General features: G+C 69.9%; 14 protein-coding genes and 2 pseudogenes. 9 read left to right on the top strand and 7 right to left on the bottom strand.

Translation table 11 applies throughout. The features are described from left to right. Positions 1–5: 5 nt before the first annotated feature. A complete protein-coding gene (locus tag BLV72_RS38990; protein ID WP_093468327.1) occupies positions 6–674 on the bottom strand; it encodes an HAD family hydrolase in 669 nt (222 codons plus the stop codon). A 192-nt stretch (positions 675–866) separates the two neighbouring features. On the opposite strand from BLV72_RS38990, the gene BLV72_RS38985 reads away from it, so the two are divergent. From BLV72_RS38985 to BLV72_RS38975, 3 genes are all read left to right on the top strand, one after another. Beyond that, positions 867–1,655, top strand: a complete 789-nt coding sequence (locus BLV72_RS38985) for a DeoR/GlpR family DNA-binding transcription regulator (protein WP_093468326.1) — start codon at positions 867–869, stop codon at positions 1,653–1,655. Between the two features lie 107 nt (positions 1,656–1,762). Continuing rightward, positions 1,763–3,046 (top strand): MFS transporter, encoded by a 1,284-nt coding sequence (locus BLV72_RS38980; RefSeq protein WP_093468324.1) that lies wholly within the window; start codon positions 1,763–1,765, stop codon positions 3,044–3,046. A 244-nt stretch (positions 3,047–3,290) separates the two neighbouring features. Further along, positions 3,291–4,031 (top strand): alpha/beta hydrolase, encoded by a 741-nt coding sequence (locus BLV72_RS38975; protein ID WP_093468323.1) that lies wholly within the window; start codon positions 3,291–3,293, stop codon positions 4,029–4,031. 390 nt (positions 4,032–4,421) lie between these two features. Here the strand turns inward: BLV72_RS38975 and BLV72_RS52515 are convergent, their stop codons facing one another. Beyond that, entirely contained in the window at positions 4,422–4,667 is a 246-nt protein-coding gene (locus BLV72_RS52515) for a DUF7848 domain-containing protein (protein WP_093468321.1), read from the bottom strand. A gap of 516 nt (positions 4,668–5,183) precedes the next feature. Between BLV72_RS52515 and BLV72_RS38965 the strand changes: the two genes are divergently transcribed. After that, positions 5,184–5,927, top strand: coding sequence for a flavodoxin family protein (locus BLV72_RS38965; protein WP_093468320.1), 744 nt, complete (start codon positions 5,184–5,186; stop codon positions 5,925–5,927). A gap of 64 nt (positions 5,928–5,991) precedes the next feature. Here the strand turns inward: BLV72_RS38965 and BLV72_RS38960 are convergent, their stop codons facing one another. Beyond that, positions 5,992–6,618 carry an RraA family protein gene (locus BLV72_RS38960; protein ID WP_093468318.1) on the bottom strand — a complete coding sequence of 209 codons (627 nt, stop codon included), beginning with the start codon at positions 6,616–6,618 and terminating at the stop codon, positions 5,992–5,994. A gap of 243 nt (positions 6,619–6,861) precedes the next feature. Between BLV72_RS38960 and BLV72_RS38955 the strand changes: the two genes are divergently transcribed. The 3 genes from BLV72_RS38955 to BLV72_RS38945 all read left to right on the top strand — a co-directional run bounded on the left by BLV72_RS38955 (position 6,862) and on the right by BLV72_RS38945 (position 9,717). After that, positions 6,862–7,980 carry a CE1758 family FMN-dependent luciferase-like monooxygenase gene (locus BLV72_RS38955; protein WP_093470803.1) on the top strand — a complete coding sequence of 373 codons (1,119 nt, stop codon included), beginning with the start codon at positions 6,862–6,864 and terminating at the stop codon, positions 7,978–7,980. Continuing rightward, positions 7,980–8,621 (top strand): CE1759 family FMN reductase, encoded by a 642-nt coding sequence (locus BLV72_RS38950; RefSeq protein ID WP_093468317.1) that lies wholly within the window; start codon positions 7,980–7,982, stop codon positions 8,619–8,621. Before BLV72_RS38955 ends, BLV72_RS38950 begins: the two co-directional genes overlap by 1 nt. 118 nt (positions 8,622–8,739) lie before the next feature. Beyond that, complete coding sequence (locus BLV72_RS38945) at positions 8,740–9,717, top strand: quinone oxidoreductase family protein (protein ID WP_093468315.1); 978 nt, start codon at positions 8,740–8,742, stop codon at positions 9,715–9,717. Positions 9,718–9,915: 198 nt separating this feature from the next. Here BLV72_RS38945 and BLV72_RS38940 read toward each other — a convergent pair whose 3' ends face one another. Then, positions 9,916–10,614 carry a TetR/AcrR family transcriptional regulator gene (locus BLV72_RS38940; RefSeq protein ID WP_093468314.1) on the bottom strand — a complete coding sequence of 233 codons (699 nt, stop codon included), beginning with the start codon at positions 10,612–10,614 and terminating at the stop codon, positions 9,916–9,918. A gap of 209 nt (positions 10,615–10,823) precedes the next feature. Next, positions 10,824–11,447, bottom strand: a complete 624-nt coding sequence (locus BLV72_RS38935) for a TetR/AcrR family transcriptional regulator (protein ID WP_244321233.1) — start codon at positions 11,445–11,447, stop codon at positions 10,824–10,826. Between the two features lie 221 nt (positions 11,448–11,668). Between BLV72_RS38935 and BLV72_RS38930 the strand changes: the two genes are divergently transcribed. Continuing rightward, positions 11,669–13,276, top strand: a complete 1,608-nt coding sequence (locus BLV72_RS38930; RefSeq protein ID WP_093468312.1) for an MFS transporter — start codon at positions 11,669–11,671, stop codon at positions 13,274–13,276. A gap of 106 nt (positions 13,277–13,382) precedes the next feature. Here BLV72_RS38930 and BLV72_RS38925 read toward each other — a convergent pair. Further along, a pseudogene (locus BLV72_RS38925) lies at positions 13,383–14,481 on the bottom strand (FAD-dependent monooxygenase). A gap of 23 nt (positions 14,482–14,504) precedes the next feature. Between BLV72_RS38925 and BLV72_RS50610 the strand changes: the two are divergent. After that, positions 14,505–14,964 (top strand): annotated as a pseudogene (locus tag BLV72_RS50610) (TetR/AcrR family transcriptional regulator); the annotation flags it as partial. Positions 14,965–15,023: 59 nt separating this feature from the next. Here BLV72_RS50610 and BLV72_RS38910 read toward each other — a convergent pair. Further along, a complete protein-coding gene (locus BLV72_RS38910; protein ID WP_208905868.1) occupies positions 15,024–15,857 on the bottom strand; it encodes an alpha/beta hydrolase in 834 nt (277 codons plus the stop codon). Between the last annotated feature and the right edge of the window lie 254 nt (positions 15,858–16,111).

Below are 16,111 nucleotides of genomic sequence, written 5' to 3'. Positions count from 1 at the left end.
TCGGGTCACTCCCCTCGGGTGTCGAGCCTGCTGAGCAGGAAGTCACGTACGGCATGGTGGTCCGCAGAACGGTAGGCGGCGGCCGCGAGGGCGTCCTCGGCGGGTGGGTACTGCGGATTGGGAATGGCCACCACGGTCATCCCGGCGGCCGCGGCGGCGCGCAGTCCGTTGCTGGAGTCCTCCACCGCCAGACAGCGCTCCGGGGCCACGCCGAGGGCGTGGGCGGCGGCCAGATAGACGTCCGGGCTCGGCTTTCCGCGCTCCACCTCGGCGCTGGAGACGGTCGCCTTGAAGTGGTGGTCGACACCATGGTGGACGAGGACGGCGTCGATGACCCGGCGCGGCGCGGAGGAGGCGAGCGCGATGGGCGCGAGCTCGGCGGCGGCGGTGATCATCTCTCGCGCTCCGGGCAGCAGGCCGATGCGGCCGTCCGCCAGCGCCTGGACCATGCCGTCGACGACGACCTCCTCGGTGCTTGCCGCGGAGTCACCCGCCCCGCAGAACCGGGTGAGGTAGGCGGCCCACTCGGGGGCGCTCATCCCCTGGACGTCGCGCGTTTGTTCCGGGCCCCACTGACGGCCGCGTGCGGCGGCGTACGCGGCCCACAGCTCTTCCCACAGATGCTCGCTCTCCACCAGTACGCCGTCCATGTCGAAGACCACTGCGTCGGCCATGCGTACCCCTGATCTCCTGGCTGATGATCTCTGGCTGTGCCGGAACACCGAGGGGTGTCCGTTGCACCGGGGGTGTTCGTCGCACCTCGCGGTGCCCGTTGCACCCGGCGGTGTCCGGCACAGCGAAATTAACATTGGCTGCGTGAGTTGTCACTGGTTCTATGTGAGAAACAAACACGGCAGGATGGGGACATGACTACTCCCCCGTCGTCGCGCGGTGCGCGGCAGCAGCGGCACCAACTGATCGTCGACCACGTTCTGGCCCGGGGGGACGCCACCGTCGCCGAACTGGTCGAGCTGACCGGCGTCAGCCTGATGACGGTCCACCGGGACATCGCCGAGCTGGCGGACCGCGGCATCCTGCGCAAGTACCACGGCGGCGTCTCCGCGCAGCCCTCGATGGTCTTCGAGTCCAGTTCGGACTTCCGGCTGCACGCGCACACCGACGAGAAGCGGGCCCTGGCCCGCGCCGCCCTGCCGTTCGTGGCCCCGGGGATGTCGGTGATGCTGGACGACTCGACCTCGGCACTGGCCCTGGCGCGACTGTTGCCCGAGGTGGGGCCGCTGACCGTGGTGACCAACTACCGCCAGATCACCGAGGAGCTGAGGGGTGCCGAGGGCATCCGGCTGATCTGCGTGGGCGGCGAGTACTCGCGCACCCATGACTCATGGATCGGCCTGCCGACGATGGACATGATCGGCGGCATCTCCGTCGATCTGAGCGTGCTCTCCACCTCCGCGATGACCGCCGGCATGACGTTCCATCAGGAGCAGGAGATCGTCAGCATCAAGCGGGCGACCCGGCAGGCGGGCGCGACGAGCGTGCTGCTCATGGACCACAGCAAGGTGGGCCGTCGCGCGCTGCACCGGCTGGAGGGCGTGGACTCCTTCGACCATGTCCTGCTGACCGGCCCGGTCGACGAGGAGCTGGTGCGGGAGATGCGGGAGCTGACGGATGTGCGGGTCATCGAGGCGGAGTAGTTACCACTCGATCCCGTTATCTTTACCAAGACTCTTGATATTTCTCTCGGCGCACTTGAGTATCTGCGGTCGTACTCCTTACATCACCGCAGAGTGGAGGTCGAGCGATGCCGAAACCCTTGATCCTGGGCTATCTGGGCGTACTCCTGTTCATGATCGGCGATGGTGTCGAAGCCGGGTTCATCGCCCCGTACATGGCCGACCACGGTGCGTCGACGGACGTACGGGCCGGGTATGTCATCACGGTGTACGGCATCGCCGTCATGCTGGCGTCGTGGTTCTCCGGTGCGCTCTGCCAGGTGTGGGGGCCACGCCGGGTGATGTGGACAGGCCTGGCGATCTGGGCCGTCTTCGACGCCGCGTACCTGCTCTTCGCGCTGGGCACCGAGAACTACCCGCTGATGTTGCTCTTCTACGGCATCCGGGGCTTCGGCTACCCGCTCTTCGCGTTCGGCTTCCTGGTATGGATCACCAACACGGCGCCGAAGGCCCGGCTGGGCACCGCGGTCGGATGGTTCTACTTCGCCTTCACCGGCGGCCTGCCCACCCTCGGCTCGCTCTGGTCGAGCCTGACGATCCCCTCGTTCGGCCGTCTGGGCACGCTGTGGTCGGCGCTCGCCCTCATCCTCCTCGGCGGCGCCATCGCCCTGGTCGGCGCCCGCAGGCGGCCCGGCGGCGACCGGATGGCACCGCCGGAGGTCACCACCGGCCAGAGCCTGCTGAACTCCGTCTCCATCATCTGGACCCATCCGCGTGTGCTGGTGGGCTGCCTGGTCCGGGTCATCAACACCGCCCCGGAGTTCGGCATGCTGGTGTACCTGCCGCGGATCTTCTCCGACGACATCGGCTTCGGCGAGGACAAGTGGCTCCAGCTGCTGGCGATCATCTACGGCACCAACATCTTCTTCAACCTCATCTTCGGCGTCCTCTCCGACCGCATCGGCTGGCGCACGACCATCGCCGGCTTCGGCGCGCTGGGCTGCGCGATCAGCGTCACGACGCTGTACTTCGTACCGACCTGGCTCGGCGCGGACTACTACTGGGTCGCGGTGCTCGCGGGCATGTTCTACGGCGCCACCCTCGCGGGATTCGTGCCCATCTCGGCGCTCATCCCGTCGATGGCACCGGAGAACAAGGGCGGCTCGATGGCCCTGCTCAACCTGGGCGCGGGCGGCGCGGCCTTCGTCGGCCCGGCGATCGCCAGCCTCTTCTTCCCCCTCGTCGGCGCCGGCGGAGTCACCCTGATCTTCCTCGCCCTCTACCTGGTCGCCTTCGTGCTGACGCTCCTGCTGAAGCTCCCCGAGGAGCGGGGTGACAAGCCCCCGGCCGTGGACCCGACGACCGGGCAACAGCCCCGTACGGACCCGGCCTCGACCACCACATCCGCCTGAGCTCTGCTACGCGGGGTACCCGCATCGGCCCACCGCACCACGAGAGCGGCCGGGCCGGGCGGGGGTGGCAAAAAACCCGTTGGCGGACCACAGCGGCCAGTGCTAATTTTCTGGCGGCCGTGCGAGAGAACGAGGAGGTGGTACCCGTGAACACAGTATCGACATGGGTGCTCCCCTCCGGGGTCACGGTCGGGCGATAGTCGTCCGGGAGCGCCGTTTCAGAGCCCTCCCGAAAGGCACGACCATGCAATTCACTTCCGAACAGCGTCTCGACGACGGCGTCCTCGAGCGCGAATTCACCCTCGGCGACATCCCCGGCATCTTGTGGACGCCCGCATCCGCGTCCGCATCCACACCGGTGCCGCTGATCCTGCTCGGCCCCGCTCCCCTCGGGCTGCGCAAGATGTACCCCCGGCTGGTGGCCCGGGCCCAGCACTCCGCGGCGGAAGGCTTCGCCACGGCCACCATCGAGCTCCCCGGAAGCGGCGACCGGCCCCGTTGGCCCGCCGCCGAGCAGGCCCGCACCGACCTGCGCCGGGCGGTGGAGGCCGGCGAGACGGTCAGCGACGAGATCATCGACGCCTTCATCCTCCCGCTGGTCGAAAAGGCAGTCCCGGAATGGCAGTCCGCGCTGGACGCCCTCCTTGCGCTGCCCGAGATCGGCGGCCCGGTCGGGTACTCGGGAGGAGTGATCTCCATCGGCGTCCGACTGGCGGTAGTCGAGCCGCGCATCGTGGCCGCCGGTCTCTTCGCCGGGAGTTTCGTGCCTCGCGCCATGTTCGAGGAGGCCCGCCAGGTCACCATTCCCCTGCACATCCTGCTGCAGTGGGACGACGAAGGGAACGACCGGCAGGCGGCCCTGGACCTGTTCGACGCCTTCGGCTCCAAGGAGAAGTCCCTGCACGCCAACATGGGCGGGCACACCGGGGTCCCGCAGTTCGCGGGGGACGCCGCGGCCCAGTTCTTCACCCGACATCTGAAGTGAGGCCGGGCCGTCAGACCGGCAGCAGACGGTAGCTGATGTCGGCCGGCACACCGCTCATCGAGGACAGGCCCCGGCCCTCTTCCATGAGCGGTGGCCGGCACCTCCCACACCGGTCGCTTCACCAAGGTGCCCCGGCTCGCCATCTACTGCGCGTGCCGAAGTTCTTCCAGACGTGGGCGGCCCAGTTGCGGATCGCTGCCCTCGCCCTGACATCTTCTCCGCCGATCGGCCCCGGATGCCGACTCTGGAGTTGCCGGTCGACGCGGAGCCGTTCAAGCGTTGCGTCCTGCCCACGCATCGCGGCGCTGATCCAGTGGCACAGTTCCCGGCCCGTGCAACCCCGGGCCGGTGGTGTTCACCGACCGGGACTTCGTCACGTCTGCGGGTGGCTCAGACGCCGTGGCACCACGTGCGCCACAAACGGGTGATCCGCTCCCGGAAGGTGTGGTGGGACGGGTTCTTGCCGCAGTGCTTCAGCACCCAGGACTGCCCGTCGGCGAAGTCCTCATCCCCGTACCTCCCCGCCCAGCTCTGCCCATACCCGCTTGCCCCACGACAGCGGCTCGGTGCCCCAGTGCCTGGCCAGCGTCCCAGGAGGCGGGCCCACCCTGCCTCCGACGCGCCCCGGCACGACATCGGGCACGACGGCGGGCAGTCCGAGCGCCGGCGTGCAGTACAAGGTGGTGGGTGGGCCACCGGACGTCGAGCTGATCGCCTACGTCGTCGGCCCGCTGACGGCCGCTTTGGCGATTGCCGCCGTGGTCATGGCCTCGCTTCCGTCCACAGGACACTGGTGCCGTCGCGCGGCAGGGCACGGTGATGTCAGCGGGCGGTCGGGACGTAGGTGAGGCCGAGGACGCCGTTGCTGAGCCACGGTCACTGCTCCTTGCCGGTCGTTGTCGCGCGGTCTACGTGTCGTCGCGTGGTCTACGTGTCGTCGCGTGGTCGACGTGTCGAGAGTGCAGACCGGCCGGAGCGAGGGAACTCATCGGTTCGGCGACGCCGTTGGCAACCGTGGCGCCGGTCCCCCGGGGCGCCCGCCTTCCCTCCGGCTGTGCCCTGGTGTCGCTCCCTGCCAAACGGCGATCATCGCGAGATGCTGCTGAGCCTGGCCCGGCCCGCCGGGCCAGCAGTCCCGTATGAGGAGCCCCCATGGCAGCGTCGCCATCCACCGCCACCCCGACCGATGACGCGTACCGCTTCGACGACCTGACCGCCCTGTACATCAACTGCACCCTCAAACCGTCTCCGCAGCAGAGCAACACCCAGGGGCTGATCGACAGAAGTCGCGCGATCATGGATGCGCACGGGGTCACCACGGACGAGTTCCGGGCCGTCGACCACGACATCGCGACGGGCATCTACCCGGACATGACCGAACACGGATTCGCCACCGACGCCTGGCCGACGCTCTACGAGCGGGTGATGGCGGCGGACGTCCTGGTGCTGGCGGGGCCGATCTGGCTCGGTGACAACAGCTCGGTGACCAAGCGAGTGATCGAACGTCTCTACGCCTGCTCGAGTCTGCTCAACGACAAGGGCCAGTACGCCTTTTACGGACGCATCGGCGGCTGCCTGATCACAGGTAACGAGGACGGTGTGAAGCACTGCGCGATGAACGTCCTCTACAGCCTCCAGCACCTCGGCTACACCATCCCGCCGCAGGCCGACGCGGGCTGGATCGGCGCGGCGGGGCCGGGGCCGTCGTACCTGGACCCGAATTCGGGCGGCCCGGAGAACGACTTCACCAACCGCAACACCGCCTTCATGACCTGGAACCTGATGCATCTGGGGGCCATGCTCAAGCGTGCCGACGGCATCCCCGCCCACGGCAACCAGCGCTCCGAGTGGGAAGCGGGCTGCCGCTTCGACTACCCCAACCCCGACTACCGCTGAGGTTGCCGAGGACCTCTCCGAGAAGGCCGCCGACCGGCCCGGCCTCTCGACGAGAATCGGTGCCTCACGAGGGCGCCCGGTACTCGCCGAGGATCCCCTCCGCGGTGCGGGCATCCTCGGCCTCGACCCTCAGCGCTTCGTCGATCACCTGCCGCAGGCTTCCGCCCGGGATCACGACCGCGCCGCTGGCGTCGGCGTAGACATAGTCCCCGGGGACCACGCATACGCCACCCACTTCCACCGCGACGTTGACGGCATAGGGCATGGCGATGTCGCCACCCCACCGAGTCGCCTCTCCCCGGCACCAGGTCGCGAAGCCGTAGGCGCCCAGTTGCTCGAAGTCGCGCAGCCGCCCGTCCGCCAGGACGCCGGCGGCATGGGTGTGTTCGAGCCTGGAGAGCTTCGTTCCACCGCCGTGGGATACGTCGGCATAGCCTCCGCTGGACAGCACCAGCACGGTGCCCGCCGGACGGTCGCCCACCGCCTGGCCGAAGAGATCGCCGAACTCGGCGTGCGGGAGGTCGTCGCGGTAGGGCAGATAGGCAATCGTGGCGGCGGGGCCGAACAGCTTGCGTGGCGCGGGGCTGACGAGGCCGACGATATGCGCCCGGTGACCGTGGACCCGGCCCATGGCGTCGACCAGCGATGCGCAGGACACGCGGTCGGGCACGGGTTTCAGCTCGCTGGCCATCGTCGCTTCCTCCCTCTCATCGCAGCACCGGACGATCCCCCTGTACCGGACACACCATGTGGCCCATGCTAGCCACCCGGCCGCACCGTGGCAGCCCGGTGACCAGGCGCGGAACGCCAAGATCAGCCCCTCCCCCAGCAGGCACACGTTTTTGCACGGCGGTCGTAAGACTGGGAGAATTGCAAACAACCCGGACATCAGATCCGGAGGGAGTTCCGCATGGACTCGACCGAAGCGCCGGGGATGCACTTCGGCATCTTCACGGTCGGTGACGTCACGACCGACCCCACGACCGGGACCACCCCCACCGAGGCGGAGCGCATCCGGGCCACCGTGGCCATCGCGCGCAAGGCCGAGGAGGTCGGACTCGACGTCTTCGCCACCGGCGAGCACCACAACCCGCCCTTCGTACCCTCCTCGCCGACGACGCTGCTCGGCTATATCGCCGGGCAGACCGAGCGCATCATCCTGTCGACCTCGACCACGCTGATCACGACCAACGACCCGGTGAAGATTGCCGAGGACTTCAGCGTGCTCCAGCACCTGTCCGGCGGTCGTACGGACGTCATGCTGGGCCGAGGAAACACCGGGCCGGTCTACCCGTGGTTCGGGCAGGACATCCGCCAGGCCGTCCCCCTGACCGTCGAGTACTACGGTCTGCTGCGCCGCCTCTGGCGCGAGGAGGTGGTGGACTGGGAGGGCAAGCTGCGTTCCTCCCTGCAGGGCTTCACACTGGTGCCACGGCCGCTGGACGACGTCCCGCCCTTCGTCTGGCACGGCTCCATCCGCACCCCCGAAGTGGCGGAGCTGGCGGCCTATTTCGGCGATGGCTTCTTCGCCAACCACATCTTCTGGCCCACCTCCCATACGCAGTCGATGGTGCAGATGTACCGCCGGCGCTTCGCGCACTACGGTCACGGCGCCCCGGAACAGGCCATCGTCGGCCTGGGCGGGCAGGTGTTCATGCGTCGCAACAGCCAGGAGGCGGTCGACGAGTTCCGGCCGTACTTCGACAATGCCCCGGTCTACGGACACGGCCCCTCCCTGGAGGACTTCACGACGCTCACGCCGTTGACGGTCGGCTCACCGGCCCAGGTCATCGAGCGCACGCTGGGCTTCCGCGACTACACCGGCGACTACCAGCGCCAGCTCTTCCTCATCGACCACGCCGGTCTCCCGCTCAAGACGGTGCTCGAACAGCTCGATCTGCTCGGTGAGGAAGTGGTGCCGGTGCTCCGCAAGGAGTTCGCCGTCGGCAGGCCGGCCGACGTCCCGCCGGCCCCGACGCACGAGTCCCTGCTCCGCGCCCGTAGAGCCGAGGAAAGGCCGCCGTCCGACGAGGAAGAGGGTCCGGAGGCGTGATGAAATTGGCGATCGTCACCGGGGGTCTGCGCGAGCCGTCCTCGACGCGGCTCCTCGCGGACCGGCTGGTGACGGCTGTGACCAAGGAACTCGAACAACACGGCGAACGGGTCGAGGCGTCAATCGTGGAGCTCCGTCCCCTGGGCCACCTCATCATGGACGCGATGCTGACGGGTTTCACCAAGGACGAACTGGAATCCGCCTTCCGCACGGTCGCCGACGCCGATGGCATCATCGCCGTCACACCCGCCTTCAACGCCTCTTTCAGCGGGCTGTTCAAGTCCTTCTTCGACGTACTGCCGGAACAGACGCTCTCGGACCTGCCCGTCCTCATCGGCGCGACCGGCGGCACCGAGCGGCACTCGCTGGTCCTCGAACACGCGCTGCGCCCGATGCTCACCTATCTGCACGCGATCGTCTCCCCCCGTGCCGTCTACGCCGCCACCGGCGATTTCGGCTCCCAGTCCGGAGCAGCCCTGGCGGAACGCATCACCGACGCCGCGGCCGACTTCTCCCGTCTGCTGCGCGCCTGCGGCCCACGGGTACGTCGTGAACCGGCGGACGACGACCTCGCCGCCATGCAGCGGCTGCTCGGCGACACGACCGGCGTGGGCACCGGCCGGCCGGCGGATCCGGCATGAAGCGCACACCGCCGCCCACCCGGATCCGATACCGCGCCACCGCACCACCTCGGGTAGGGCACCCGGGGGACATATCCCGAGCCCAGATAAGGGTTCGTCAGCTCAGAAAGGGTTCGTCATGCGCGCTCTGCGTTTCGATCGCTTCGGTGACCCCCATATCCTGCACCTCGCCGATATGCCCGACCCGGTGGCGGAGGGTGGCGAGGCCGTCATCGCCGTCAAGGCCGCGTCGGTGGATCCCTCGGACCTGATGAATGTCGCCGGCCAGATGGGGGAAACCCCGCTCCCCCACACTCCGGGGCGCGACTTCTCCGGCGTCGTGCTCGACGGACCGGAGAACTGGGTCGGTGCGGAGGTCTGGGGTACCGGAGGAGATGTCGGCTTCGCACGCGATGGCTCGCACGCGGAATTGCTCGCGATTCCGGCAGCGGCACTGGCCCGCAAGCCCGAACGGCTGAGCTTCGAGGAGGCTTCGGTCGTAGGAATCAGCTTCATCACCGGCTGGCTCGGCGCCATCGAGGCCGCGCAACTGGCCAAGGGCGAGAACATCGCCGTGTTCGGCGTTTCGGGGAGTGTGGGCGGCGCCGTCTCGCAGATCGCCCACGCGATCGGCGCCCGGGTGATCGGCGTGGACCGGGTCCGGCCCGCGGACGATACCCCCGCCGCGTCGATCATCGAGGAGTTTGTCGCGCTCGACGGCAGTGCGCAGGACATCGGCTCCACGATCAAGCGGCTGACCGCGGGCCGTGGGGTCGAGGTGGTGTACGACGCGGTCGGTGGCGTGACGACGCAGGCGGCACTGGCCTCGCTCGCCCCCCGCGGCCGTCTCGTGGTGATCAGTGCCATCGGCACCCGGACCGTGGAGATCGACCTCGTCGACCTGTACCGCAACGAAACCCACATCCTGGGATGTAACAGCCTCCACTTCGATGTCGTCGAGTCGGGCGCCCGGCTCAACCGGCTCACGCCGTTCTTCGAGTCCGGAGAGTTCCGTCCCCTCCCCATCGCCGACCGCTACAGCCTGGAGGACGGCCAGGATGCCTACTTGGCGGTGGAGAACCGCCGGGTACGGGGCCGCGTCGTCATCTGTCCCTGAATCCGAGCTTTCGCTGGACACGCCTCCGGTCCCGTTGCTGGGGACCACGACCGGGGGTTCGGTCCATCCGGCCCACCAGTTCGGGCCGGCGATCGCCTCCGGCCAACTCGGCTTTCTCTGGGTCTGCCTGCTCGCCCTCATGGTGGGGGCTGTGGCGGCGACCTCACTCGGTAACAGGTTCCTGAAGCGACGCGCGGTTCAGTCGGCGGTGGACTCCGCGGCGTCCGCTTCCTCTGTGACCTCCGCGACCTCCGTGGCCTCCGCGGCCTCCGCGGCTTCCGCGGTGGCGACGTCCCCGACCACGGCACATGCCTGCTTCTCGGGCACACCGGCAGCGATGAGCATGGCGACGGCGCTTCGGGCGCCGTCGTCCTCCAGTGCCCCCGTGTTGACCTGCTCCAGCAGAGCGAGCGTCAGCGATTCCAGGCCCGCGCTCAGCACCGCGGGCGGCAGATGGGTGTGGAAGACGCCGTCCCGCTGTCCGCGCTCCAGGATGGACGTGACCTCGTCGCGCGCGGGCTTGATGATCTCGGCGACGCGTTCCGCGCCCAGGTCGTGCCGGGCCAGCGCCAAGAGCATCCGGTAGCGGTCGCCTACGGGCCACATCGACAACGCGAAGTGTGCGAGCGCCCGCTCGGCAGGGCCCGTGGACTCCGCTCCGGCCACCGCCGCGTCCTGGAGGGCCTCGGAGGCTTCCTCGGCCAGCGCCTCGAGCAGCGCGACGCGTCCGGGGAAGTGGCCGAAGAGGGTGCGCCGCACGACGCCGGAGGCGCGGGCCAGTTCCTCCAGTGTGATGTCCGGGTTCCGGCCGAGTTCCCTGCGGGCCGTGGCCAGGATGCGCGCCCGGTTGGAGCGCGCGTTGCGTCGCTGCGGGACGCGGGCAGCGGGCTTGGTCACGGACAACCTCGGGGCGGTACGGCGAATACGGCGGACAGGAGCGGCACGTCCATTCTGACACGGGGCATTCCTCGCGATCCGGGATCGCTTCCGGCATGTGGACCGCCGCCACCGCACCGGGCCTGCTTCGACGATGCCGGTCGTGCGGCGTTTCGGTGTCCCGCCGGGCCGCCGCTTCCGCCGGCCGAATCCGCCCGGCAGCAGGCGATTCATGCCGGGTGGCGTAACCGGCGGACATGGGCGGCGGCGAGGTCGCCGTCGACCCCCACGGCGATCAGGGCGGCGGCGGCCGTGCGCGTGCCGTCGTCGGTCCAAGTGCCGGTGTTCACGCAGTCCAGGAGCGCCAGAACGTGTGCCTCGACGGCGCGGCTGAGCACGGGCGGCGGAAGGCTGGTGTGGAAGACGCCCTGCCGCCGGCCTTCGGCGATGATCGCCGTGGCCAGGTCGCGGGCGGGGGCGAGGACGTCGGCCCGTTCGGCGCCCAGGTTCTGGGGGGCGAGCCGAAGCAGCATGCGGTAGCGGTCGCCGACCGGCCACAGGGTGAGGACGAAGCGCGCCAGGGCGGTGGCGGCGTCGGGGGCCGGGAGCGCGACCGCGGTGAGCGCCTCCCGTAGGGCCTGCGCGGCGTCGTCCACGAGCCCCTCGACCAGCGCGGACCGCCCGGCGAAGTGGCCGTAGACGGTACGGCGCGACACCCCGGCGGCCTCGGCGATGTCACCCAGGCTGCTGTCGGGATCACGATCCAGTTCCCGGCGGGCCGCTTCGAGGATGCGGGTCCGTGTGCTGCGCGTCCGGCGGCACCCGGGGGCCGGCAGGACTCGTGGGCTGGGCACGGCGGAACCTCCTTCACCAGGGCCGCTGCGCGGGGTCCCAAGGCCGCTGCACGGGGTCGCCCTACTTGCACAACGGCGAGCAATTAATATTTGCACATCCATGGGCAATAAACTAGCCTGCACATCCATGGGCAAGTAACTGTCCTCGGTGCCAAGGCAGCAGCCCGCACCGCTCCTGCCGACCCCCGAAGCCGACCGCTTCGCCCCCCAAGGAGCTTCCGATGCCGCTCGTCGCGAACACCCCGGTCGAGAAGATGACCGGGCCGTACCCACGGCGCTGGTGGGCACTGATCGTGTTGTGCCTGAGCCTGCTGATCGTGGTCATGGCCAACACATCCCTGATCGTCGCCGCGCCCGATATGACCACGGACCTGCACCTCAGCAGCAGCGACCTGCAGTGGGTCGTCGACGGCTACACCGTCCCCTACGCCGCGCTGATGCTGGTGCTCGGCGCGATCGGCGACAAGTACAGCCGCCGCGGCGCCCTCATCACGGGCCTGCTGATCTTCGCGGGCGGTTCGGTGATGGGCAGCCAGGTCGACGAGACCAACCTGGTCATCACCGCCCGGGCGATCATGGGCGTGGGCGCCGCCGTGGTCATGCCGGCCACGCTGTCCCTGCTGGTGGCGATCTTCCCGAAGCGTGAGCGGGCACGGGCCATCACGGCCTGGACCGCGACCTCCGGCCTCGCCATCGCCGTCGGGCCCGTGGTCGCCGGCTGGCTGCTGCGGGACCACGCCTGGGGTTCCACGTTCCTGATCAACGTGCCCATCGCGGTCGTCGGCGTCATCGCCGCGCTCTTCCTGGTGCCGCCGTCCAAGGCGAAGGACATGGGCCGGATCGACTACATCGGCGGTCTGCTCTCGATCGTCTCCGTCGGCTCGCTCGTCTACGCCATCATCGAGGGCCCGCACTTCGGCTGGGGCGCCGGCCCGCTCACCGCGGCCGTGGTCGCGGGCGTGGGCTTCCTGGCCTTCACCCTGTGGGAGCTTCAGCACCCCCACCCCATGCTGGACGTCCGCAAGTTCACGTTGCGCGCCTTCAGCGGCTCCATGCTCGCGGTGCTGTTCTTCTTCTTCGGCACCTTCGGCTCGATCTACTACGCCACCCAGTACCTGCAGTTCGTCCTCGGCTACGACGCCCTGGAGACCGGAATTCGTCTGCTGCCGCTGGCCGGTGGCGTGTTCGTCGGTGCCGCGGTCACCGGGAAACTGGCCCCGAAGCTCGGGGTGAAGGCCATGGTCGTGCCCGGCATGGTCATCGGCGCCGTGGGCGTGTTCCTGCTCACGCAGATCGGCAAGGGCTCGGACTACACCGACTTCCTGCCGTCGCTGCTGCTGCTCGGCTTCGCGATCGGCCTGAGCGTGTCCCCGGCGACCGACACCATCATGGGCTCCTTCCCCGAGGCCGAACTGGGCGTCGGCGGCGGCGCCAACGACACCTCGCTGGAACTCGGCGGTTCCCTCGGCATCGCCCTCCTGGGCTCGCTGCTCAGCACGTCCTACCAGGACAAGCTGGGTGACCTGGTGGGCAACCAGCTTCCGCACAACGCCATGGACGTCGCCAAGGAGTCGGTGGGCGGTGGCCTCGCGGTCTCCGAGCAGATCGCGAAGAGCCCGAGCGGCGGCCCCCAGAAGGCCCAGGCGCTGGTGGACGCGGTGCACGAGTCCTTCGCCCACGCTGTCGCGCACACCAGCCTCATCGGCGGCATCATCATGGCCGCCGGCGCCCTGATCGTCCTGGGCGTCCTGCCCGGCCGCAAGGCGGCTCCCCAGCACGGCCAGGAGCAGGCTGAAGAGGACGTGAAGGAGCCCGCGGAGGTCGGCTGACCCTCGGACGGGCCGTGTGGTGAGCGGCACACGGCCCTGGACGGTGCCGGGAGGGGACGCCCGGCACCGTCCTTTTGTTCGTCCCCCTTTTGTGCCTCCGGGTTGGCTACGCGCGGCTCGCCTCGCCCGCCGGAGCACTCCGCGCCGCCCGGCGCTCGGCACCCAGGGCGGCGAAGTGGTCGATCAGGCCGGGGTTGTCGACCGCGCCGGGGTTCACGACCTGCTCGACGGACGCGCCCTGCAGCAGCACCCGGGCGAGCTTCCAGGAGAGGTTGTGGGCGTCGCGCAGCCCCGCGCACAGGCCCCGATGAATGGCGGGGTCAGGTGCGCGGCGTTCCCGAGCAGGAAGACGCGGCCCCGGCGCCAGCGGTCGGCGAGGCGGGCCCGGAAGGTGTACCGCGCCTGCCGTATCACCTCGAAGCCATCACCGTCGGCCGGGACGTCCACCCAGGGCGCCACCAGCTCACGCAGGTCCTCGGAGCCCGGCCGCAGCCGGAATTCCCAGCGGTAGCGGTCCTCGCCGATGCGCATGAAGGTCGCCGCTCGGGCCGGGTCGCGGACCTGGTCGACCGCTTCCCAAGTCCGCACCGGCAGATCGGTGCGGATGTCGACGACCGTCCACGTCTCCTCGAAGTGCAGGTCCTCCCCTACGGCGCCGATCGCGTCGCGGGTGAGACTGCCCGCGCCGTCGCAGCCCAGGACGGCGTCCGCCCACAGGTGCTCCGCCACGCCCGTGGTCTCGTCGCGCAGCGTGACGCGTACCCGGCCCGGCCTGTCACCGGGCATGTCCCGTTTCCCGCCCCGTTCGCTGTCCTGCTCGACCGCGACGACCTCCACCCCCGCCCGCAGCTCGCACTCCGGGTGGCGGGCCAGGGCGTTCCTCAGCAGCCGTTCCAGTCCGGGCTGGTCGTAGAGGGTGGTCTGCGGAAGCCGTGGTGACCGTACGGGTCGTCCCGGCGGAACTCGGCCATCACGCGGTGCCGGGCGTCCAGCAGCCTGAGGCCGTTGGCGGGGCGGGCGATGGCCGTGAACGCGTCGTGGACACCGATGGCCTGGAGGATCCGGCGGACCTCGTCGTCCATCGCGACGGCGCGCGGCATCGGGTACACGTCGCGGTGGCGTTCCAGCAGGATGCTGCGCACTCCACGGCGGGCGAGCAGGATCGCCGTGGTGACACCGACCGGGCCCGCCCCGACGATGACCACCGGCGCCGTCCGGGCGGCGCGGCGAGTCCAAGGCCGCCCTCTTCGACGAGGCGGTGTTCGACGCTCTCGACGAGTACGGCCGGGCGATCGACGAACGGCTGGAGGGCATCGACGACCCCGCCGAGCGGGTCGCGTTCGGCGTGCGGCTCAGCGCCAGGATGGCCCGGACCCATCCCGAGATCATGCGGATCCTGCGCCACCGCGGGCTCGGGCACATCCACTCCGACCGCGGCCTGTCCCCCGCGCCTTGGGCGATCTGAAGACCGGCGCGGCCTCCGGCCGCTTCACCTTCCCCAGCCCCGAGATCGCCCTCTCCGCCCTGGGCGGCAGCCTGCCGGCGCTCCTGGATCTGCACCTCGCCCAGCCGGACGCCAACGGCGACGAAGCCGCCGCGGCCATGGCGGAGATGATGCTGCGCATGCTGGGCGTCCCCACGACGAGGCCCTGGACATCGCCGACCGCCCCCTTCCCGCGCACGGCTGAAGCCACGGCGGGAGCTCGGACTTCCGTACGGCGATGCCCGGGTGAGCCCCGTCCGTGAACTACCCGGTCCGGTCCGGCAGATAGGCGCGGAGCCAGAGATCGAGCTCGGCGAAGATGCGCTCGCGCACCTCGGGGATCGACAGCACCAGGTCGTGCACCCCGTCCCGGATGCGCACGGTGGTGACCCGCGGGCCCAGCCGGGGGGCGAGGCGGGCGATGTCGTCGGCGCGCAGTACGCCGTCGGTGCGGAGCAGGGCGTCGTCCCATTCGGTGGTGGCGGTGCTGGCGGTCGAAGCCATCACCATGACCGGACAGTCGATGCCCAGTCCGCGGCGCACCCGCCGGTGACCCCGTTGGATCGCCGCCAGCCACCCGGCGTAGAGGGGGAAGCCCTCGGCCGGTTTGAGGGTCAGGTCGAACTCCCAACTGCCCCGGAAGTCACGGTGGAGACTGTGGACGTAGTGCGGGTTGAGCGGGGCCGGGAGCTTGCGGGTGGCCGCCAGACGCCCGAGGAGGTCGACGACGGGGGCGCCGAGCGCGCGGATCAGCAAGGGAGCTGGCAGGGACAGGAACGGGCTGTTGAGGAAGAGCGCGTCGATCGTCCCCTGCCCGGCCCGCCGGTCGGCGTACAGGGCGCTGATCAGGCCGCCCGTTGAGTGGCCGTTGAGCAGCAGGGTGTCGTGTCCGTCGACCTCGCGGATGATGCGGACCGCCTCGTCGAGTTCCTCGTCGTAGGCGTCGAGGTCGTGAATGTAGTTCGGCGAGTGGTGCGGGCGCAGTGAGCGGCCGTACTTGCGCAGGTCCAGTGCGTAGAAGTCGTAGCCGCGCTCGGTGTAGAAGTCGGCCAGGTGGGTCTGGAAGAAGTAGTCGACGAAACCGTGCACATAGAGCACCGCTCGGCGGGAGCCTCCGGCCGCGGCGCCAGGTTCTGCGGACGGCGGCGGACCAGGGTCGCGACGACATCTCCCTCGTCGTCGGCGGTGAGCGGCAGGTCGATCGACTGGTAGGGCTCGCCCAGGATGTCGGTGAGGAAGTCCACGGCGCCGACTGTAACGGCCGGGCTCGCGCCAACACCCCCGGAACCCGGTGGGCTTGGTCACTGCCGACGGGGGCACCGATCCCCGGCCCGGGCGGGGGCTGCCGCCCG

The sequence above is a fragment of the Streptomyces melanosporofaciens genome, assembly GCF_900105695.1.
Lineage (GTDB): Bacteria > Actinomycetota > Actinomycetes > Streptomycetales > Streptomycetaceae > Streptomyces > Streptomyces antimycoticus.
This window is presented reverse-complemented; position numbering and strand designations above follow the sequence as displayed.

Coding starts and splice junctions, on each gene's coding strand:
- BLV72_RS38990 (WP_093468327.1), bottom strand. CDS start 674: ATGGCCGACGCAGTGGTCTTCGACATGGACGGCGTACTGGTGGAGAGC.
- BLV72_RS38985 (WP_093468326.1), top strand. CDS start 867: ATGACTACTCCCCCGTCGTCGCGCGGTGCGCGGCAGCAGCGGCACCAA.
- BLV72_RS38980 (WP_093468324.1), top strand. CDS start 1,763: ATGCCGAAACCCTTGATCCTGGGCTATCTGGGCGTACTCCTGTTCATG.
- BLV72_RS38975 (WP_093468323.1), top strand. CDS start 3,291: ATGCAATTCACTTCCGAACAGCGTCTCGACGACGGCGTCCTCGAGCGC.
- BLV72_RS52515 (WP_093468321.1), bottom strand. CDS start 4,667: ATGTCGTGCCGGGGCGCGTCGGAGGCAGGGTGGGCCCGCCTCCTGGGA.
- BLV72_RS38965 (WP_093468320.1), top strand. CDS start 5,184: ATGGCAGCGTCGCCATCCACCGCCACCCCGACCGATGACGCGTACCGC.
- BLV72_RS38960 (WP_093468318.1), bottom strand. CDS start 6,618: ATGGCCAGCGAGCTGAAACCCGTGCCCGACCGCGTGTCCTGCGCATCG.
- BLV72_RS38955 (WP_093470803.1), top strand. CDS start 6,862: ATGCACTTCGGCATCTTCACGGTCGGTGACGTCACGACCGACCCCACG.
- BLV72_RS38950 (WP_093468317.1), top strand. CDS start 7,980: ATGAAATTGGCGATCGTCACCGGGGGTCTGCGCGAGCCGTCCTCGACG.
- BLV72_RS38945 (WP_093468315.1), top strand. CDS start 8,740: ATGCGCGCTCTGCGTTTCGATCGCTTCGGTGACCCCCATATCCTGCAC.
- BLV72_RS38930 (WP_093468312.1), top strand. CDS start 11,669: ATGCCGCTCGTCGCGAACACCCCGGTCGAGAAGATGACCGGGCCGTAC.